The 18,355-nt window shown below is 62.9% G+C and carries 18 protein-coding genes; 11 read left to right on the plus strand and 7 right to left on the minus strand.

Features of this window, described 5'->3' with window-relative positions; genetic code table 11:
• Positions 1-62 precede the first annotated feature (62 nt).
• Positions 63-2,714 (plus strand): sensor histidine kinase, encoded by a 2,652-nt coding sequence (locus tag ACMGG8_RS13175; RefSeq protein ID WP_060840439.1) that lies wholly within the window; start codon positions 63-65, stop codon positions 2,712-2,714.
• A gap of 100 nt (positions 2,715-2,814) precedes the next feature.
• A complete protein-coding gene (locus ACMGG8_RS13180; RefSeq protein ID WP_414159687.1) occupies positions 2,815-3,510 on the plus strand; it encodes a response regulator in 696 nt (231 codons plus the stop codon).
• Positions 3,511-3,535: 25 nt separating this feature from the next.
• Here ACMGG8_RS13180 and ACMGG8_RS13185 read toward each other — a convergent pair whose 3' ends face one another.
• On the minus strand, positions 3,536-4,573 hold the full coding sequence (locus ACMGG8_RS13185; RefSeq protein WP_060840437.1) for a patatin-like phospholipase family protein: 1,038 nt from the start codon (positions 4,571-4,573) through the stop codon (positions 3,536-3,538).
• Between the two features lie 221 nt (positions 4,574-4,794).
• Between ACMGG8_RS13185 and ACMGG8_RS13190 the strand changes: the two genes are divergently transcribed.
• The 3 genes from ACMGG8_RS13190 (at position 4,795) to ACMGG8_RS13200 (ending at position 6,889) form a co-directional block, all read left to right on the plus strand.
• The gene (locus ACMGG8_RS13190; RefSeq protein ID WP_016964073.1) at positions 4,795-5,073 is read left to right on the plus strand and encodes a hypothetical protein; all 279 of its coding nucleotides are present in this window, start codon (positions 4,795-4,797) and stop codon (positions 5,071-5,073) included.
• A gap of 142 nt (positions 5,074-5,215) precedes the next feature.
• A complete protein-coding gene (locus tag ACMGG8_RS13195) occupies positions 5,216-5,983 on the plus strand; it encodes a CHAD domain-containing protein (RefSeq protein WP_060844291.1) in 768 nt (255 codons plus the stop codon).
• Positions 5,984-6,091: 108 nt separating this feature from the next.
• Positions 6,092-6,889: an acyl-CoA thioesterase gene (locus tag ACMGG8_RS13200; protein WP_060840435.1), complete on the plus strand. Its 798-nt coding sequence runs from the start codon at positions 6,092-6,094 to the stop codon at positions 6,887-6,889.
• A gap of 4 nt (positions 6,890-6,893) precedes the next feature.
• Here the strand turns inward: ACMGG8_RS13200 and ACMGG8_RS13205 are convergent, their stop codons facing one another.
• The 3 genes from ACMGG8_RS13205 to ACMGG8_RS13215 all read right to left on the minus strand — a co-directional run bounded on the left by ACMGG8_RS13205 (position 6,894) and on the right by ACMGG8_RS13215 (position 9,742).
• The gene (locus ACMGG8_RS13205) at positions 6,894-7,256 is read right to left on the minus strand and encodes a terminase (protein WP_060841993.1); all 363 of its coding nucleotides are present in this window, start codon (positions 7,254-7,256) and stop codon (positions 6,894-6,896) included.
• 112 nt (positions 7,257-7,368) lie between these two features.
• The gene (locus tag ACMGG8_RS13210; RefSeq protein ID WP_414159688.1) at positions 7,369-8,850 is read right to left on the minus strand and encodes a methyl-accepting chemotaxis protein; all 1,482 of its coding nucleotides are present in this window, start codon (positions 8,848-8,850) and stop codon (positions 7,369-7,371) included.
• Positions 8,851-8,935: 85 nt separating this feature from the next.
• On the minus strand, positions 8,936-9,742 hold the full coding sequence (locus tag ACMGG8_RS13215; RefSeq protein ID WP_060840433.1) for a TatD family hydrolase: 807 nt from the start codon (positions 9,740-9,742) through the stop codon (positions 8,936-8,938).
• A gap of 235 nt (positions 9,743-9,977) precedes the next feature.
• Here ACMGG8_RS13215 and ACMGG8_RS13220 point away from each other — a divergent pair, with 235 nt between their 5' ends.
• The 3 genes from ACMGG8_RS13220 to ACMGG8_RS13230 all read left to right on the plus strand — a co-directional run bounded on the left by ACMGG8_RS13220 (position 9,978) and on the right by ACMGG8_RS13230 (position 12,543).
• Complete coding sequence (locus tag ACMGG8_RS13220) at positions 9,978-11,399, plus strand: transglycosylase SLT domain-containing protein (protein ID WP_060844289.1); 1,422 nt, start codon at positions 9,978-9,980, stop codon at positions 11,397-11,399.
• Between the two features lie 102 nt (positions 11,400-11,501).
• A complete protein-coding gene (locus ACMGG8_RS13225) occupies positions 11,502-11,936 on the plus strand; it encodes a DoxX family protein (protein WP_060840431.1) in 435 nt (144 codons plus the stop codon).
• Between the two features lie 298 nt (positions 11,937-12,234).
• On the plus strand, positions 12,235-12,543 hold the full coding sequence (locus ACMGG8_RS13230; RefSeq protein ID WP_060840430.1) for a hypothetical protein: 309 nt from the start codon (positions 12,235-12,237) through the stop codon (positions 12,541-12,543).
• 143 nt (positions 12,544-12,686) lie between these two features.
• Here ACMGG8_RS13230 and ACMGG8_RS13235 read toward each other — a convergent pair whose 3' ends face one another.
• Positions 12,687-13,316, minus strand: a complete 630-nt coding sequence (locus tag ACMGG8_RS13235) for a response regulator transcription factor (RefSeq protein WP_016967435.1) — start codon at positions 13,314-13,316, stop codon at positions 12,687-12,689.
• 300 nt (positions 13,317-13,616) lie between these two features.
• Here ACMGG8_RS13235 and greB point away from each other — a divergent pair, with 300 nt between their 5' ends.
• Positions 13,617-14,090 (plus strand): transcription elongation factor GreB, encoded by a 474-nt coding sequence (gene greB, locus ACMGG8_RS13240; RefSeq protein WP_060840429.1) that lies wholly within the window; start codon positions 13,617-13,619, stop codon positions 14,088-14,090.
• 33 nt (positions 14,091-14,123) lie between these two features.
• Here greB and ACMGG8_RS13245 read toward each other — a convergent pair whose 3' ends face one another.
• Both ACMGG8_RS13245 and ACMGG8_RS13250 read right to left on the minus strand, forming a co-directional pair.
• Entirely contained in the window at positions 14,124-16,628 is a 2,505-nt protein-coding gene (locus ACMGG8_RS13245) for an ABC transporter permease (RefSeq protein WP_414159689.1), read from the minus strand.
• The gene (locus tag ACMGG8_RS13250; protein WP_016967432.1) at positions 16,628-17,311 is read right to left on the minus strand and encodes an ABC transporter ATP-binding protein; all 684 of its coding nucleotides are present in this window, start codon (positions 17,309-17,311) and stop codon (positions 16,628-16,630) included. The genes ACMGG8_RS13245 and ACMGG8_RS13250 overlap by 1 nt, the downstream gene beginning before the upstream one ends.
• Positions 17,312-17,321: 10 nt before the next feature.
• Between ACMGG8_RS13250 and ACMGG8_RS13255 the strand changes: the two genes are divergently transcribed.
• The gene (locus ACMGG8_RS13255) at positions 17,322-17,927 is read left to right on the plus strand and encodes an arylesterase (protein ID WP_060840427.1); all 606 of its coding nucleotides are present in this window, start codon (positions 17,322-17,324) and stop codon (positions 17,925-17,927) included.
• Positions 17,928-17,983: 56 nt separating this feature from the next.
• Positions 17,984-18,277 (plus strand): hypothetical protein, encoded by a 294-nt coding sequence (locus ACMGG8_RS13260; RefSeq protein WP_007931378.1) that lies wholly within the window; start codon positions 17,984-17,986, stop codon positions 18,275-18,277.
• Positions 18,278-18,355 lie beyond the last annotated feature (78 nt).

Below are 18,355 nucleotides of genomic sequence, written 5' to 3' on the forward strand. Positions count from 1 at the left end.
GCGCCGGCGGCGGCAGCTAGAGTGCCTGGTGAATAGAATGTTTCGTTGCAGAGAGATACCCCATGAGTGATTCCGGTCGCGCCGATGCGCTGCTCGCTGAACTGCCCCGTGACGGTCGTGGCCGGCTCAAGGTCTTTCTCGGTGCCGCTCCCGGCGTCGGCAAGACCTACGCCATGCTCCAGGCTGCCCACACGCAGCTGCGCCAAGGGGTCAAGGTGCTCGCCGGGGTGGTGGAAACCCACGGACGCGCCGAGACCGAGGCGCTGCTGGCCGGTTTGCCGCAGCAGCCCCTGGTGCGTTCGGAATACCGCGGGGTGATGCTCGAGGAAATGGACCTGGACGGCCTGCTCAAGGCCAAGCCCAAGCTGGTGCTGGTGGATGAGCTGGCCCACAGCAATGCCCCCGGCAGTCGGCACGCCAAGCGCTGGCAGGATATTCAGGAACTGCTGGCGGCCGGCATCGACGTGTTCACCACGGTCAATGTCCAGCACCTGGAAAGCCTGAATGATCAGGTCCGCGGCATCACCGGGGTCCAGGTGCGTGAAACCCTGCCCGACTGGGTGCTGCAGGAAGCCTATGAACTGCTGCTGGTTGACCTGCCGCCACGAGAGCTGCTGGAGCGCCTGCGAGACGGCAAGGTCTATGTGCCGGAGCAGGCGCGGGCGGCCATCGATGCGTTCTTTACCCAGACCAATCTCACCGCCTTGCGCGAGTTGGCGATGCAGACCGCCGCGGCCCAGGTGGATAACGACCTGGCCCTGGGCTACCGCCAGCTCGGCCAGGCGGCGCCGGCGGTGCGGGGGCGTTTGCTGGTGGGCATTGACGGCGATGCCCAGGCCGAGCGCCTGGTGCGCCATGCCAGTCGCGTGGCCCAGCGTCGGCACCTGCCCTGGAGCCTGGTGCATGTGGACAATGGTCGGCTGCAGGACGAGCAATCGCGCCTGCGGTTGCAGGCGGCGCAGCAACTGGCTGAGCGCCTGGGCGGGGAGGTGGTGCTGCTGCGCGCCGGTGAGGTGGCCAAGACCTTGATCCAGCACGCCGCCGAACGCCGTGCCAGTTTGCTGCTGGTGGGGCAGTCCAGTCGTCGCTGGCGTCGGCGCTGGTTTGGCGGCGGCCTGGCGGCGCGGCTGTTGCGCAACGCCGAGGGCCTGGAGATCAATGTCCTGGATACCGATCCTCTGCCGCATCAGCCGGGCTTGCGCAGCCAGCATTCCCTGCAGTGGTTCGACTATGGCCTGGCGCTGTTGGCCACCGTTCTGGCCAGTGCCCTAGCCTGGGGGGTGGCCAGTGTCCTGCCGCTGCCGAACATCTCGCTGGTGTTTCTCGCCGCGGTGTTGCTGGTGGCGGTGCGCAGCAGCCTGGGGCCGGCCCTGGCCTGCGCCGCGCTGTCGTTTTTGGCCTATGACTTTCTGTTTATCCCGCCCAGTTTCTCGTTTGCCATCCAACGTGAAGAGGATGTGCTGACCCTGTTGTTCTTCCTGCTCATGGCGGCGCTCACCGGCAACCTGGCGGCGCGCCAGCGGCGGCAGCTGCAGGCGTTGCGTGAAACCCAGGAGGAAACCGGCGAGTTGCTCGATCTGTCGCGCAAGCTCACGGCCGCTACCGATCGGCAGGCGGTGATCAGCGCCGCAGCCCAGCACCTGCACGGTCGCGATGAATTGCGCATCTGCCTGCTCAATCGCGACGGGCAGGGCGGCTGGAAAGTCGAGACCGGCGGTTCGCTGCAGTTTTCCGAGGCCGAGCGGGCCGCGGCGGACTGGGCCTGGCAGCATGATCAACCGGCGGGCCTGGGCACCGGGACCCTGCCATTCGGACGCTGGTGGTGGTGGCCGCTCTCGGTGGACGACGGTCCCCTGGGGCTGTTGGGCGTGTGCCCCAGGGAAGGCGAGGAGTTCAGCGGTCAGCGCCGGCGCCTGCTCACGGCCCTCAGCCAGCCCCTGGCCCAGGCCCTGGCCCGGGCGCGTCTGGCCGAGGACCTGGAGGCGGCGCGCCTGCACGGCGAAACCGAACAGTTGCGCAGTGCCTTGCTGGCCTCGGTGTCTCACGACCTGCGCACGCCGCTGACGTCGATGCGCGGCAGTATCGACAGCCTGCTGGCCCTGGGGGAGGCGATCCCCCTGGAAGATCGGCGCGAATTGCTCGAAGGGACGCGGGATGAAGCCGAGCGCCTGGATCGCTATATCCAGAACCTGCTGGACATGACCCGGCTTGGGCATGGTGCGTTGAAGCTGGCCCGGGACTGGGTGGCGCCGGGGGACATAGTCGGCAGTGCCCTCAACCGTCTGCGGGTGGTGCTGGCGCCGTTGCGGGTGAGCACCGAGCTGCCGCCGGACCTGCCGCTGCTCTATGTCCATGCGGCCCTGATCGAGCAGGCGCTGGTCAATGTCCTGGAAAACGCCGCACGCTTCTCGCCGCCCCAAGGGCGTTTGCAGCTGAAAGTCAGTGCCGGTGAGGGGGAGTTGAGCTTTGCCGTCAGCGACGAGGGGCCGGGGATTCCCGAGGAGGAGCGGGCGAAGATCTTCGACATGTTCTACACCTCCGCCCGCGGCGACCGTGGCGGGCAGGGCACGGGCCTGGGGCTGGCGATCTGTCAGGGCATGGTCGGCGCCCATGGCGGGCATATCAGCGTCGCCGAAGGCATCGACGGCCAGGGCACTTGCATCACCTTGCACCTGCCGCTGCAAACCCAGCCGGAGCTGGAGAACGACCTGTGACAAGCCGTGATCCGCAACACTGCCAGCGCGCACGAAGGCCATTTGGATGTGGCCCGGCGTGCGCTACTCTTTTGCCTCTTATTTGCCTTGAATTGAACCCATGAGCCAGACCGCGACCATCCTGGTCATCGACGACGAGCCGCAGATCCGCAAGTTCCTGCGCATCAGCCTGGCGTCACAAGGATACAAAGTGATTGAAGCCGGAGCCGGTGCCGAAGGCCTGGCCCAGGCTGCGCTGAACAAACCGGACCTGCTGGTGCTCGATCTGGGGCTGCCGGACATGGATGGCCAGCAGGTCCTGCGCGAGTTTCGCGAGTGGTCGACGGTGCCGGTGCTGGTGCTTTCGGTGCGCGCCAGCGAAGTGGAGAAGGTCGAAGCCCTGGATGGCGGCGCCAATGACTACGTGACCAAACCCTTCGGCATCCAGGAATTCCTGGCACGCATCCGTGCCCTGCTGCGCCAGGCGCCCGCCGGCGAGGTGCAGGAAGCGGCCTTGCAGGTGGGGCCGCTGACGGTGGACCTGGCCTATCGCCGGGTACTTCTGGACGGTCTTGAAGTGGCCCTGACCCGCAAGGAATACGCCGTGCTGGCGCAGCTGGCACGGCATCCCGGGCGGGTGATCACCCAGCAGCAGTTGCTCAAGGACATCTGGGGACCGACCCACACCGAGGACAGCCACTACCTGCGGATCGTGGTCGGGCATCTGCGGCAGAAACTGGCGGACGATCCGACCCGGCCTCGGTTCATCGTGACCGAGGCGGGAGTGGGCTACCGGCTGTTGGGCGGTGATTCCTGAGCTGTCGGGCTCGGCTCTTGCTGGCTCAGCGCTGTTCCTGTTCGTAGCGGTCCAGGGTGTCGCTGGCGATTTCCCGCCCCAGGGCGATCAGCTCAGGCGCCTTGTAGAACTCGAAGAACCGGCACACGCGCTTGGGCACGTTGATCAGGATGTCCGGCGGGTAGCCGGCAATCTTGTACTGCGCCAGGGAGGTCTGCATCACCTCGAAGCTCTGGTTCACCAGGTCCAGCAGCGACGCCGGGCCGACGTTGTCGATGATGAATGAACCACTGGCGGACTTGGGCGCGCCTTCGGTTTCCGGTGCGGCCGCCGGTTGCTGGGCCTCCGGCTCGGCGCCTTCGACCCAGGGATTGATGTCGGCCGCTTCGCTCTTGAAGGCTTCCTGTTCGAGCAGCAACAGTTGCTCGGCCTGCTTGCGGCGGAACGGCAGGTGCGAGCCCAGGGAATTGATCAGGCTGTCGAAGCGGCTCTTGAACGCCGGCGGGCGCTGGATCACCGGCAACTGGTAATGGCGCTGGTTGGTGGAGTTGAGGTTGACCGCGATGATCAGGTCGCAATGACTGGACACCACCGGCACGATCGGTAGCGGGTTGAGCAGGCCGCCGTCCACCAGCATGCGATTGCCCTGCATCACTGGGGTGAACAGGCTGGGAATGGCCGCCGAGGCGCGCATGGCCTGATGCAGGCAGCCCTCCTGGAACCAGATCTCCTGTTGGTTGGTGAGGTCGGTGGCCACGGCGGTGTAGGGAATGCGCAGGTCTTCGATGTTGACGTCACCGACGATCTTGCGGATCTGGCCGAAGACCTTTTCGCCGCGAATCGCCCCCAGGCGGAAGCTCACGTCTACCAGGCGCAGCACATCGAGGTAGTCCAGGCTTTCGATCCATTCCCGGTACTCGGCGAGCTTGCCCGCCGCGTAGATGCCGCCCACCACCGCGCCCATCGAGCAACCGGCGATGCAGGCAATGTCATACCCGCGTCTTTCGATCTCCTCGATGACCCCGATATGGGCATACCCGCGTGCGCCTCCTGAGCCGAGGACCAATGCAACACGTTTGTTCATGATTCGTCCCTTCGCCAAACAGGCTGCAACAATGCACCCATAGCGCCCCGGGGTTCAATTGCTGATGCGCCTGCGGCTTGCATCAGTGTTTTTTCCTAGGGGCGATGGGGCGGTGACGCTATGCTCCTGCGGCTATATTTTCCAAAGGTCGAGTCAGGCACTTTTCGCGGCTGCCATCGTCTTAACCTGTACGACTGTTTCTTTTTCCTGAGGTGTCATTGATGAAAGCCTGGATCTGTTTGCCCCTGATTGCATTGGTTCTGACCGGTTGCGCGGGCAAGACCGCCTACCGCGACAGTTGCGGCACTCAGCTGGACGCCGCCTGGCATGAGCTGGACCTGGCCAAGGCCGAAGGGTTCGCTGGCACCGTGAGCTATTCCAAGGCCCTGTCGCTGCTGACCGGTGCCAAGACCCAGCAGCAATTCGAAGCCTTTGAAGGCTGCACCAAGAAAGCCGAGAAGGCGCGCTTCTACATTCGCGAGTCGCGTGCTGGGCGCTGAGTCGCGCCAGGCGCTACGCTGAAGCGGCAACCCTCATAGCGTGGGGCCGTGACCGGGCGCAATGCCGGTCACGGGCCCACGTTTTCATTCTTGAGCTGGATAAGCCGAATTCAGGCTTGCACGTCGTATTGGGGAACCCGTGATGTCTGCCTTGGTTGATCGTTTGGTGGTTCAGATCCTGAGCCTGGAAGTGAGCTTGCTGGCTTGTCAGGCGCGCATGGCGGCGGCCACCGATGCCGAGGCGCTGCACGACTTGCGCATCACCGTGCGCCGCTTGCGCAGCCTGTTGCGCCCGTTGCGCGGCTTGCCCGGTGTCGAGCAGTTGGAGGCGGCAGCCGGCGCGGTCGGGCAACTGACAACGCCGATTCGTGATCGTGAAGTACTGGCGGCTTATCTGCACCAGCATGGCCAGCACCTTGCCGCCGAGCGGCGCACCGCCCAGTTGCGCCGGGAGTATTCGGCAGTGGCTGGCGGACCCCAGCTGGCCCAGCTGTTCCTGGTACTGGATGCGTTTCCGCGATTCCTGCGGGCTTGCCAGCGCCAGGGTTTGCTCCGAGGTTTGCGCGTGCGGATTGAGAAGCGCCTGGCCAAGCAGTGGAAAGCCCTGGGCAAGGCGCTGCAGGATCCCGCTCACGATCGCCATCGTTTGCGGCTGTTGATCAAGCGTGTGCGCTACGCGGCCGATGCCTATCCCGAGCTCGATCGTTTGCCGGCGCTGGCGATGAAACGTCTCAAGGCGGCCCAGGGCGCCCTGGGGGATTGGCATGACTGCTGGCAGTGGCTGGCTCAGGCCGAGCAGCAAGCGGATCTGCTGCCCTGTGTCGCCGTCTGGCGTCGAACCATGCTCAAGGCCGAAACCGCGGCTGACCAGGTGCTGGATCAGTTGTACGACGATTGCTTGCGAAAGTGATTGTCGTTGTGCGGCTTATCTGTCCGCTGCTTTGGCCGGAATAGTGGCTGTGCGGCTCTAAGGTGCTGGTTAAGATCCCTGAGTCTTTTTTTTGCCCCCGAGGTTTTCATGCGTTTCTATGATTTGCTCGAAGCCGTTCGCAGCCAGCCCCAAGCGCTGACCATTCCGGCCGAGTGGGCTCAAGGTCGCGCCAGTTTCGGTGGCCTGGTGGTCGCCCTGCAGTACGAAGCGATGCGCGCCAAGGTTCCGGCCGACCGCCCGGTGCGCTCTTTGGCGGTCACTTTTGTCGGGCCCGTGGCGCCGGACGTTCCGGTCAGTTTTGAAGTGGATGTCCTGCGTGAAGGCAAGGCGGTCAGCCAGGTATTGGGACGGGTGATGCAGGAAGGCCAGGTGGTGACCCTGGTGCAGGGCAGCTTTGGCGCCTCACGCGAGTCTTCGGTGACGATTGACGCCGAACCTGCGCCCGAGATGAAACACTGGGATGACTGCCAGGAGCTGCCCTACATAAAGGGCGTAACGCCGGAGTTCATGCGCCATCTGGCGATGCGCTGGAGCGTTGGCGGCCTGCCCTTTACCGGCAACCGTTCCCGGGACATGGGCGGCTGGGTGCGTTTGCGCGGGGAGGTCAAGGAAGAACCCGTGACCGAGGCGCATATCCTGGCGCTGGTGGATGCCTGGCCGCCGGCCTTGTTGCCGCACCTGAGCAAGCCGGCCGCCGGCAGCACCCTGACCTGGACCATCGAGTTCGTGCAGCCGCTGCTGCCAGTCAGCACCCTGGACTGGTGCAAGTACCGGGTGGAAACCGAACATGCCCGCGACGGTTACGGCCACGCGGCGGCGGCACTCTGGAGTCCCGATGGACAACTGATTGCTCTGAGCCGGCAGACGGTGACCATCTTCGCCTGAGGCCTCAGTGCCGGTGGCGTTGCAACCAGGCCCGCCACCAGGCACCGCTGAGGACAAAGCGCGGGAAGGTCAGAAACTGTTCCACCAGCAGGCGTTGCACGGCGTCCTGGCGATCAGTGAAAGGCTCGACGGCTTGGGCTTCCAGGCTATGGCCGTGGCGTTGCAGGCCCAGGGCGGCCAATACACCGACCAGGCCGATGGCCAGACTCAGGAAACTCAGGGAAAACACGCCCGAGACAATCAGCAGAAAACCGACGATGAACAGCGGTACGGCAATCAGGTGCAACACCAGATTGGTCGGGTGCTGGTGGCTCTGCGGGTAGACGCGCCATTGCCAGGCCGGAAGATTGGGGTGACGTTTGCCCATGGTGATCATCCTCAGTTCTTGAAAACTCGTGAACCAAGAATAGGGGCGAGGTCGTAAGAGGGCGAATCAAGGCTGGCTATCGTTCCGATAGCCAGCGGGCATGTGCAGGGGATCAGAGTTTCAGTTGGCCGATGGCCTTGCTCAGTTCGCCGGCCAGGGTCGCCAGTTCACTGCTGGTGGTGGCGGAGGCCACGGTCTGTTGCACGGTGTTTTCGGTGACGTCGCGGATGCTCACCACCGCCCGGTTCATTTCTTCGGCCACCTGGCTTTGTTGTTCTGCGGCCACGGCAATCTGCGTATTGCTTTCGCGCATCTGCGCCACCGCGCCGGTGATCTCCGCCAGAGCCGCCCCGGCTTCCTGGGCCTGCTGTACGCAGTCGTCGGCCTTGAACGAGCTCTCCTGCATGAAGTCCACGGCGTCCCGGGTGCCTGCCTGCAAGGCTGCGACCATGCCGGTGATCTCGTCGGTGGAAGACTGTACGCGTTTGGCCAGATTGCGCACCTCGTCGGCCACCACGGCAAAGCCGCGGCCCATTTCGCCAGCTCTGGCGGCTTCGATGGCGGCGTTGAGAGCCAACAGGTTGGTCTGTTCGGCGATGCTGTGGATCACGTTGACCACGCCGTTGATCTTCTGGCTGTCTTCCGCGAGCTTTTGAATCATCTCGGCGGTTTGCTGCACGCCGTTGGAGAGCCCGGCAATGGATTTCTGCACTCGGCCGACCACTTCATGGCCGGTGCCGGCCAGGGTGTCGGCGGTCTGGGACAGGTCCCGGGTGGCGCCGGCGTGCTGGGCGATGTGGAAGACGGTGGCGGACATTTCGTTGATGGCAGTGGCGGCCTGATCGGTTTCACTTTGCTGACCGAGCATGCCGTGACGCACATCGTTCATGCTCGAGGCCAGGCGCGCGGCACCCTGATCCAGCTGGCGAGCGGTGTTGGCCACGGTGTTCACCACCCGCTGGTAACCGGCCTGCATGGCATTGAAGGCGCTGGCCATCTGGCCGACTTCGTCCTTGCAGGACAGCGGCACCCGGGCCGACAGGTCGCCGGTTTTCTCCACATGCAGCATCACATCCTTGAGGGTGTTGAGCTGGCTGAGGAGAAAGCGGATCAGCAACTGCGAGGCGCAAAGCATGGCGAACATCAGGATGAAGACGGCCACGGCGTAATTGGTGAAGCGGTCGCTGAAGACCTGAGCCAGGCTCGGTGCGTGGGCCAGTACGGCAACCTGCTGGCCATTGGCGCGGCTGACGACCTCGGCACCCAGCAGCGGGTTGTCGCCGAAGAGCGGCATGTGATTGATTTCGACCCAGCCGTTGGCGCCGTTCAGTTCAGGCAAGGTCTGTTCGTTGAGGCTGGGAGTCTGGCCCTGGGAGAAGGCCAACAGGTTCTCGCCAGTGGGCAAGGGCTGTCCCGCAGGCCAGGCATTGAGCAGATGGGCCTGGCTCCGGGCTGCGGCCTGGGCGGCCTGACTACGGGCCTGCTGCTCCAGTTGCACCGCGTACAGCACCAATAACAGGGTGGTGACGAAGGCGACCGCATTGACCGCCCAGAATTTGTATTTCAGCGAGATATTGCTAAGCCAGGCACCCATAGAAGGTCTTCTCTGATTGAGCGAAACAGTATTGGCAAGGTGCCAGTATTGTGCCGCTATGATCTCGGAAAAATCTTGATATGGGTCAAGCTATTTCTGGCAAGTTGAAAAAGGCTCTGGAGCAGGCCGTGCTGTGGCTGGCCAGGTCTTGCGGCGTTTCGTCCCGGTGCAGAGCCACTTCCCGCAGGACTTCTGTCAGGTAGGCCGGTTCGTTACGGCCATTTTTCGGTTTCGGCCGCAGGCTGCGGGGCAGCAGGTAAGGGGCGTCGCTTTCCAGCATCAGGCGTCCCCGGGGGATGTTGCGCACCAGTGGATGCAGATGGGTGCCCCGGCGTTCGTCGCAAATCCAGCCGGTGATGCCGATATGCAGGTCCAGGTCGAGGTAGCTGAACAGCGCTCGTTGCTCGCCGGTAAAGCAATGCACCACGGCCGCCGGCAAACGGTCACGAAAGTCTCGCAGAATGTCCAGCAGACGCTGGTTGGCGTCGCGCTCGTGGAGGAACACCGGCAGTTGCAGTTCGGCCGCCAGGGCCAGGTGCTCTTCCAGGACCTTTTCCTGCTGCGGGCGAGGGGAGAAGTCGCGGTTGAAGTCCAGTCCGCATTCGCCCACCGCCCGTATCCGTGGCTCGCTGAGCAGGGCGCGCAAGCGCCGCGGACTGTCGGCATTCCAGTCGCTGGCAGAGTGAGGGTGCAGGCCCGCAGTGGCGAACAGTCTTTGCCCATCGGCATCCAGTTGCTGGCACAGTTCCAGGGCCTGTTCGCTGCCATCGACGCTGGTTCCGGTGAGGATCAATTGGCAGACCCCGGCCTCATAGGCGCGATTGAGAACGGCTTGGTGTTTTTCGGCAAAACAGGGATTGGTCAGGTTGACGCCGATATCGATGAGTTGCATGGTGCTATCTCCGCCTGCGGCCGGAAAGCATATCAGAGCTGTAGATTTATAAGAAAAGCCAAGAACTACAACGAGTTAACGCTGTCTTTTGCTGCCAGAAGCACGTAGCGGCCGGGCATTGTGCCGCCGTTTCGCAGCTCTTTTGCACCTTGGCAGCGCTCAAGGCGCTCTGTTTCTGTCGATCAAGCCTTCAAAAAACGACGAAGGGTTGAACAGTATTTCCTGCGGAGAACGGATGACCCGACCCTCGATCTTGCTCGCGCTGTGCCTGTCGCTGCTGCTGCCCTTGCCGGCGCTGGCCCGTCTGGCCGGACCGCCGGAAGCCCTGGCGTCCGGCAAGGTCCGGGACCTGGCAGAGATCCGCAGCAGCCGCGTGCTGCGGGTGCTGGTCAATCAGAGCCGCAACAGCTCCGGTGAGGTCCAGGGACAGGCCATCGGCGTCGAATACCATCGCTTGCGCGCGTTCGAGCAATACCTCAATGGTCATGCCCGTGACGGACAGGAAATCAGCCTCAAGATCATTCCCAAAGCCAAGGATCAGTTGCTGGGCGCGTTGCAGCGGGGAGAGGGCGATCTGGTGGCGCCTGGGGAATTACTGGAGGCTCTGCCGGGCCATGCGGTCAGTTCCAGCGATCCCATCGTCAGCAATGTTCCGTTGCTGTTGGTGGGTATCAAGGGCGAGCGTCGTTACACGCGGATCGAACAGCTGTCCGGCAAGACGCTGACCCTGACCACCGGCAGTGCCGCCGGCGAGGCGGTGAGTCAGATCAATCAGCGACTGGCGTTGCGCAAGCTGGCGCCGATCAAGGTCGAGTGGGTGGACCCGAGTCTGGCGGTGGAGGACGTGCTGGAAATGGTCCAGGGGGGAATCTTTCACCTGACCATCGTCGAGCAGCCGATTGCCGAGCGCTGGAGCAAGATCCTGCCCAAGCTGCGTTTCGATCGACAGTTGAAGATCAGCGAGCCGGGCGAGGAGCACTGGTTTGTGCGGCGCGATGCGTCGATGCTGCGGGCCAGCATCGACCGTTTTCTCAAGAGCTATAAGACCCCGGCGGATCAGGATGTGGCGTTCCTGCGCATCTATCGGCGTCAGTATCAGGTGCATTACCCCCTGGCCCAAGCCGACCGACAGCGCCTGGAGAAACTGCGTCCGGTGTTGCAGAAGCATGCCGGGGAACAGGGCATGGACTGGCTGAATCTGGCGGCCCTGGCGTTCAAGGAGTCGGCTCTGCAACCCAGCGCCAGGAGCGGTAGTGGCCCCACCGGACTGATGCAGATCACGCCTTCGGCGGCGCAACGGGTCGGGGTCAACAATATCCAGTCCCTCGATAGCAATGTGCAGGCGGGAGCCAAGTACCTGGCGATGATTCGTCGCAAGTTTTTTGCCAGTCCCAAGCTCAACGAACGCGAGCGCATGGCTTTTGTCCTGGCCGCCTACAACATGGGGCCGGAACGGGTGCAGGGCATGCGCAGCGAAGCCCGGCGGCGAGGGCTCAATCCCAATCAGTGGTTTTTCCAGGTGGAGCGGATCGCCATGGAGCAGGTGGGTATGGGCGCGGTCAGCTATGTTAATAGCGTCAACAAATACTATCTGGCCTTCGATCGTGAACGGGACTCGCTGGAGCCTCGGGAGCGAAAAGTTGCGTCTCGCAAATAATCGAAAATACTGATTGTTATCTCGGAATTATTCCGCTTTTAACATGATAAAAACTGATTAATATGGCGACCAACTTCCCCGTCTTACACAGGACTACACAGCATGAGCACACTGATCAAAAACGTACTGAGCACTCGCGCCGGTTATGGCTTGACCGTTTTGCGGATTTTCGTCGGCATCATCTTTGCCGCCCACGGTTCGCAAAAACTCTTTGGCTGGTTCGGTGGTGGCGGCCTGGCGGGGACGGCTCAGTGGATGGAGAGCATCGGCCTGGCGCCGGGGTATCTGATGGCGTTGCTGGCCGGTGGTACCGAGTTCTTCGCGGGTCTGGCGCTGATCATTGGCCTGTTGGCGCGTCCTGCTGCGCTGGGCCTGTCGTTCACCCTGCTGGTGGCAATCTTTTCGGTGCATATCAGCCACGGTTTGTTCATGGCCAACAATGGCTATGAATTCGCCCTGGCGCTGCTGGGCGGTACCCTTGCCGTGCTGTTTGAAGGCGCCGGCAAACTGTCGCTGGATGCAACGATCGCCAAGTAATCCGTGGGCTTGATTCGTCCGTCGCTGGTGGCTTTCGGACGCTCTGGATCAACCCTTAGGAGAAATTCCAAGGCCTGCCTGTGCAGGCCTTTTTCGTTGCTGCGAAATCTTGACACTGACCGGCCGGCTTCTCTAGGATGCTGCCCATGCGCCGATTTAAACAGCTACTTGCGGGGCGCCAGGTGAGTCGAAAGACCATCGATAGAAGCTGCAGGCAGGCTTCGAAATACCGCTAAAGCGCTGGTTCGGTGTTGCCTCTCACCTGCCCGGCAGAAACCAGAGGCAGAGACACAATACGATGAATGCACCACGCCCCCTTGTACGTCTTGCGCCGCTCACGGCGAGTCTTTCCCAGCGCAACCCGAAAATTCTTCTTGGCGGCAAGCACCAACCCACCCTGTTGCGTTATCTCGATGGCTGGCCGCGGCGTTCCGCGGGCCCGGCGGCATTTCTGATCCAGTTCGTCGAAGAGGGCGAGTCCCTGGCACGTTTTGCCAGTGACAGCTTTGATCTGGCGGTCATTCCGGCACCCAGTGCCGAGCACGCCGCTGAAGTCATCAAGCAATTGACCCGCGTCGCTCGCCAAGGGCTGATCATTCGCCGTTAGTGGTTCGGCGGCTCCGACGGCGCTGTGCAGCTTGCTGCTGACTGCGCCGTATTTAGATAGTGATTGCATCGAGCAGACAGTGGCTGGCGTATCTCCAGCTGTGGCGGATGCTCCTTGCTCATGCACTGATCGGGGCTGGCTATTCAAACAACCGCATTGCGCTTTGCCAGTTCAGCCAGGGCTACCAGGTTGGAAATGTTGAAGCGCTTGAGCAAACGCACTTTGTAGGTACTGACGGTCTTGTGGCTGATCAGCAGGGCGTCGGCAATCTGCTGATTGTTGAGGCCGGTGGCCAGTAGTTTCAGGACTGTGATCTCGCGATCGGTCAGGCGGGAGATCAGTACGCTTTCCTGGCTGGCGGCATTGGTGTTCTGCTGCAGGATATTGATAGTGTCTTCCGGGAAGTAGCTGTACCCGGACAGAATGGCCTTCACTGCATTGGCCAGTTCGTGAAGATTCTCGGTCTTGCACAGAAAGCCCGCGGCTCCGGCCTGCAGGCAGCGCAAGGCGAAGTTCTTCGAGTCGCTTGAAGTCAGGACCAGGGTTTTCACATGCAGGTCCGCGGACTTGATATGGGCGATGACCGAGAACCCGTCCAGGTTGGGAATCCCCAGGTCGAGGATCAACAGGTCCGGCATGTGTTTGCGCACCAACTGCACGGCGTCCGCACCGTTGTCGGCTTCAGCGACGATGGTGTGGTGATGGGGTTCCAGCACCGACCTGATGGCCAGTCGGATCAGTGGGTGGTCATCGACGATAATGATGTTGCCCATTTAGTGCATTCCCTTTGTTTTTTAGAGGTTTTGGTCGTTGGTGGCGGGTTCTTTGCGGAGGTCGGTTGCAGGTTGTCAGGCGCGCCGAGTGCAAACTCTGTTGCTTAAAATGTGTCTGAGGCCGTAAGCCTCGGCGGTTTGGCTCTATGATTGGCCGACCTCTCTGAAATCTAAATCGGACAAATCTGATAGTGCTGCGTTAACGATGCGCGGGGAGAGCAGCCGCCCGAGATCGGCCGGGTTCAACGGTTAATTCAAATAACAGAACAGCCGCTACAAGGCTGGAAGGTGACAAGCCAATTGAGTACCAAGCTCATCACACAGGATGGTTACGACGCACTGAAGCAGGAGCTGGATTATCTGTGGCGGGAGAAACGTCCGGACATCACCCAGAAGGTCACCTGGGCGGCGTCCCTGGGGGATCGCAGCGAGAATGCCGACTATCAGTACAACAAGAAGCTGCTGCGGGAGATTGATCGTCGGGTGCGCTACATCCGCAAGCGTCTGGAAGACATGAAAGTGGTGACCTATGCCCCGGAGCAGGAAGGCCGGGTATTTTTCGGTGCCTGGGTCGAAGTGGAAAACGAGGCCGCCGAGATCAAGCGCTTTCGTATCGTCGGTTATGACGAGATCTATCTGCGCAAGGACTACATTTCCATCGACTCGCCGATGGCCAGGGCGCTACTGAAGAAGGAAGTGGGCGACGAAGCCATTGTTCATACCCCGGCGGGTGAAACCTGCTGGTGGATCAACCAGATCGAGTACGTGAAGTAGGCTCGGCAGCCGGCGCTGGCGAGCCATGAGTCTTCATCCTTCGCGCAGGACGCTCAAGGGGCTGGCGTTCAACGCCCGGCGGGTGCCGAAAATTCCGGCTCCGCCTATCAGCAGCGCGCCAATCACCGGCAGCAGCAATAGCCAGGGGTGGGGGTGCCAGGGCAAGTCGAAGGCAAACCGGTAGAGCACCAGGCTGATCAGTTCGCTGCCCAGGGCCGCCAGCAGGCCGCTGACCGCGCCAAGCAAGCCGAACTCGATCCGTCGGGCCTTGATCAGCAACCGTCGTTCGGCACCGAGGGCGCGCAGCAGCGCACCCTGGCGAATGCGTTCGTCCAGGGTGGCTTGCAGGCCGGAAAACAGCACGGCCATTCCCGCCGCCAGGACAAACAGCAACACATATTCCACCGCCAGAGTGACCTGGGCCAGGATGCTGCGCAGCTGCTCCAGCAGGGCCTCCACTTGAAGGATGGTGACTGCCGGGAAAGCCCTGGACAGTTCGACGATCTGCTGGTCGTGACCTGGACTCAGATAGAAGCTGGTGAGGTAGGTGGCGGGCAGGTCCTTCAGGGTGCCTGGCTGGAAGATCATGAAGAAGTTCGGTTGGAAGTTGTCCCAGTTGATGCTGCGCAGGCTGGTGACCTGGGCCTCCCGATTGACTCCCGCCACGGTGAAGATCAAGCAGTCACCCAGTTTCAGCTTCAGGCTTTGCGCCACCTTGGCCTCCACGGACACGCCAGGCACCGGGTCATCGGTCTGGCTCGACCACCATTGGCCTTCGGTGATGCTGTTGCCGGCAGGCAGATCAGCGGCCCAGGTCAGGCTCAGATCACGCTGAACGGCCCGGTCGCCACTGGAGTCCTTGCTGACAATCTCCCTCACAGGTTCGCCATTGATACTCACCAGGCGTCCGGGAACCACCGGATACAGCGGTGCTGAGGGCGCCGAGAGTTGTACCAGGCGATCGCTGAAAGCCTGCTTTTCGGCCGGCAGGATATTCAGGGCAAAGTAGTTCGGGGCATTTTTGGGCAACTGGTTCTGCCAGGTATCCAGCAACTCGCCCCGCAGCAGGGCGATCAAGGCCATGGACAGCAGAATCAGGCCGAAGGCCAGGGATTGCCCGGCCGCCGCCAGGGGGTGACGCAGTAATTGGCCCAGCCCCAGGCGCCAGGGCAGGGACGACCGGGCCAGCAGGCGACGCAGGCTTTGCAGCAGCAACAGCAGCAATCCGCCCAGGAACAGTGCAGCGATCAGGCCGCCACCGAGCAGGGCGAAGGTCAGCAGTAGATCCAGGCTCAAGCGCCACATGATCAGGCCCAGGGCAAATAGCGCGGCGCCATAGATCATCCAGGTGCTGGAGGGAATCGGCAGCAGGTCGCGCCGCAGGACCCGCAATGGCGGGACCCGTCCCAGTGCGGCCAGGGGCGGCAAGGCGAATCCCGCCAGGGCGACCAGCCCGGTGCCAATCCCGGCGATGGCTGGCAGCAGTCCTCCAGGTGGCACGTCGTTGGGCAAAAGATCATGCAACAGGTAGAACAGGCCAAGCTGGGCCAGCCAGCCCAGCAGCGCGCCGGCGAGGCTGGCCAGCAGCCCCAGCACTGCCAACTGCACGCTGAACAGCAGCATGGTTTCCCGGCGTGACAAGCCCAGGCAGCGCAACAGGGCGCTGGCATCGAAGCGGCGGGCGGCAAAGCGATTGGCTGACAAGGCCACGGCGACACCCGACAGCAGCACTGCCACCAGGCTGGCCATGTTCAGGTAGCGCTCGGCCTTGCCCAGGGCGCCGCCGATCTGCTGGTTGCCATCTCGGGCGTCCTGCAGTCGCTGGTTGGCTGCCAGTCCCGGCTTGATCAATTGGCGGTAGTGTTCGAGGGCTGCGGCGGGGCCGCGCCAGAGCTCCTTGTAGCTGACCCGGCTGCCAGGCTGGACGACGCCGGTGGCTTGCAGGTCATCCAGGCTGATCAGCACCCGGGGCGTCAGGCTGTAGAAGTTGCCGGCCCGGTCGGGCTCATAGGTCAGGACCCGCGCCAGGCGCAGGGTCTGCAGGCCGACATCGATGCTGTCTCCGATCTTCAGGTTCAGCGCGGTCAGCAGTCGTGACTCGACCCAGGCCTCGCCCGCCTTCGGCCCCCCGCCCGACTCTTCGCTGGCGTAGGGAGCTGCTGCGCTCTTGAGCTGGCCGCGCAGCGGGTAGGCGGAGTCCACGGCCTTGATGCTCGACAGCTGAATGCCGTTGTCTGTGGCGATGACGCTGGAGAATTCGACAATGCGTGCATGCTCCAGCCCAAGTTCGCGCCCACTGTCGATTTGTTCCGGGCGTGCCGGCGAGCTGCCTTCCAACAGCAGGTCAGCGCCGAGAAACTCGGTGGCGCGCAACAACATGGCGCCATTGAGACGGGCGCCGAAATAGCCGATGGCGGTACTTGCCGCCACGGCGACCAGCAACGCAAAGAACAATACGCGCAACTCGCCGGCGCGGGCGTCGCGCAGCAACTGGCGGACGGCGAGGCTCAGCAGGCGCAACAGTGGCATGCGTGCCATCAAGGCTCCAGAGGGGCGACCAGCAAGCCCGCTTCAAGACGGATCAGGCGCCGGCAGCGATGGGCCAGGCGTTCATCGTGGGTCACCAGCACCAGGGTGGTGCCGCTTTCCTTGTTGAGTTCGAACAACAGGTCACTGATGCGTTCGCCGGTGTGACTGTCGAGGTTGCCAGTGGGCTCATCGGCAAACAGCACATCGGGTTCGGCGGCAAAGGCCCGGGCGATAGCTACTCGTTGCTGCTCGCCGCCGGACAGTTGGCGTGGCGAGTGGCTCAGGCGCTGGCCGAGGCCGACTCGCTGCAGCAACTCGGTGGCTCGCTCTCGGGCGTCACGGCGGCCATCCAGTTCCAGGGGCAGCATGACGTTTTCCAGAGCATTGAGGCTGTCGAGCAGTTGAAAGGACTGGAAGACGAATCCCACGTGTTCGGCCCTGATCCGCGCCCGCTGGTCCTCATCCAGGCGGCTCAGGGCCTGACCGGCCAGGGTCACTTCACCGCTGCTGGGCAGGTCGAGTCCGGCCAGCAGGCCGAGCAGGGTGGATTTGCCGGAGCCGGAGGCGCCGACGATGGCCAGGCTGTCGCCCTGATTCAGCTCCAGGTCGAGTTCGTGCAGGATGGTCAGTTCACCTTCCGCGCTGGGAACCACTTTGCTAAGGTTCCGCGCAGTGAGAATGCTTGCGCCCATGGAGAATCCGATGCGTGTATGGTTTTTGAGTGCCGGCCTGGCCTTGATGTGCATGGCCCAGAACGCAGCGGCGGGTACGGTCCTGATCGTGGGCGATAGTATCAGTGCGGCTTTCGGCCTGGATACCCGCGATGGTTGGGTGGCCCTGCTGGAGAAGCGGCTCAAGGACCAGGGTTTTAGCGACAAGGTCGTCAACGCCTCGGTCAGCGGCGACACCAGTGCGGGGGGGCAGGCGCGGCTGCCGGCGCTGCTTGCAGCACATAAGCCGCAAGTGGTGATCCTTGAATTGGGTGGCAACGATGGCTTGCGCGGCCAGCCGCCGCAGCAATTGCAACAAAATCTTGCGTCGATGATCGACAGTGCCCAGGCCGATGGGGCCAAGGTTCTGCTGTTGGGCATGCAGTTGCCGCCCAATTACGGTGTGCGCTACACCCGGGCGTTCGCCCAGGTCTATAGCCAGTTGGCCAGCGACAAGCAGGTGGCCCTGGTGCCGTTTTTTCTCGAAGGGGTCGGCGGTCATCCCGAACTGATGCAGGCGGACGGTTTGCACCCCGCGGCAGCGGCCCAGGGCAAGTTGCTGGAAAATGTCTGGCCGACGCTAAAACCGCTGCTTTGACGCTTTTCTAGTGGCAGTGTTTCGGCTAATGTGGCGCCCCCGATTTGGAGCCCCCGATGCCGCGTCCCGCCTGGTCCCTGTTTGCCTATCAACTGATCGAGCCTGATGAGCAGCTTGACCTGTTCGCCTGTCAGGAAGTTCGGGTGCATCTGGTGACTCGGCAGTTGGAATTGGGTGGTTCGGCCGACCGGACCTTGTGCGGCACCTTGCTGCCTGCGCAGCCGCGCTGGTCGAGCGTGGATCGGACGATTTTCCAGGACCAGCGACTCTGCCCTCTGTGTCGGGCGATCCTGGAGTCACAAAAGCGCGGGACGCCACCGATCTGGCCTGAGCTGCGCTTCGAGCTGTAGGCGGTCGATCGCCGACCGTTGCGACAGGGATTTCATGTGTCTGTGCTTGTCTCCCCGCTTGGCTCCCGTAGCCTCGGG

This window comes from Pseudomonas sp. BNK-45 (genome assembly GCF_047456255.1).
Taxonomy (GTDB): Bacteria; Pseudomonadota; Gammaproteobacteria; order Pseudomonadales; family Pseudomonadaceae; genus Aquipseudomonas.

Excerpts from the sequence above, each read along its gene's own strand:
- ACMGG8_RS13175 (WP_060840439.1), top strand. The coding sequence starts at position 63 with ATGAGTGATTCCGGTCGCGCCGATGCGCTGCTCGCTGAACTGCCCCGT.
- ACMGG8_RS13180 (WP_414159687.1), top strand. The coding sequence starts at position 2,815 with ATGAGCCAGACCGCGACCATCCTGGTCATCGACGACGAGCCGCAGATC.
- ACMGG8_RS13185 (WP_060840437.1), bottom strand. The coding sequence starts at position 4,573 with ATGAACAAACGTGTTGCATTGGTCCTCGGCTCAGGAGGCGCACGCGGG.
- ACMGG8_RS13190 (WP_016964073.1), top strand. The coding sequence starts at position 4,795 with ATGAAAGCCTGGATCTGTTTGCCCCTGATTGCATTGGTTCTGACCGGT.
- ACMGG8_RS13195 (WP_060844291.1), top strand. The coding sequence starts at position 5,216 with ATGTCTGCCTTGGTTGATCGTTTGGTGGTTCAGATCCTGAGCCTGGAA.
- ACMGG8_RS13200 (WP_060840435.1), top strand. The coding sequence starts at position 6,092 with ATGCGTTTCTATGATTTGCTCGAAGCCGTTCGCAGCCAGCCCCAAGCG.
- ACMGG8_RS13205 (WP_060841993.1), bottom strand. The coding sequence starts at position 7,256 with ATGGGCAAACGTCACCCCAATCTTCCGGCCTGGCAATGGCGCGTCTAC.
- ACMGG8_RS13210 (WP_414159688.1), bottom strand. The coding sequence starts at position 8,850 with ATGGGTGCCTGGCTTAGCAATATCTCGCTGAAATACAAATTCTGGGCG.
- ACMGG8_RS13215 (WP_060840433.1), bottom strand. The coding sequence starts at position 9,742 with ATGCAACTCATCGATATCGGCGTCAACCTGACCAATCCCTGTTTTGCC.
- ACMGG8_RS13220 (WP_060844289.1), top strand. The coding sequence starts at position 9,978 with ATGACCCGACCCTCGATCTTGCTCGCGCTGTGCCTGTCGCTGCTGCTG.
- ACMGG8_RS13225 (WP_060840431.1), top strand. The coding sequence starts at position 11,502 with ATGAGCACACTGATCAAAAACGTACTGAGCACTCGCGCCGGTTATGGC.
- ACMGG8_RS13230 (WP_060840430.1), top strand. The coding sequence starts at position 12,235 with ATGAATGCACCACGCCCCCTTGTACGTCTTGCGCCGCTCACGGCGAGT.
- ACMGG8_RS13235 (WP_016967435.1), bottom strand. The coding sequence starts at position 13,316 with ATGGGCAACATCATTATCGTCGATGACCACCCACTGATCCGACTGGCC.
- ACMGG8_RS13245 (WP_414159689.1), bottom strand. The coding sequence starts at position 16,628 with ATGGCACGCATGCCACTGTTGCGCCTGCTGAGCCTCGCCGTCCGCCAG.
- ACMGG8_RS13250 (WP_016967432.1), bottom strand. The coding sequence starts at position 17,311 with ATGGGCGCAAGCATTCTCACTGCGCGGAACCTTAGCAAAGTGGTTCCC.
- ACMGG8_RS13255 (WP_060840427.1), top strand. The coding sequence starts at position 17,322 with ATGCGTGTATGGTTTTTGAGTGCCGGCCTGGCCTTGATGTGCATGGCC.
- ACMGG8_RS13260 (WP_007931378.1), top strand. The coding sequence starts at position 17,984 with ATGCCGCGTCCCGCCTGGTCCCTGTTTGCCTATCAACTGATCGAGCCT.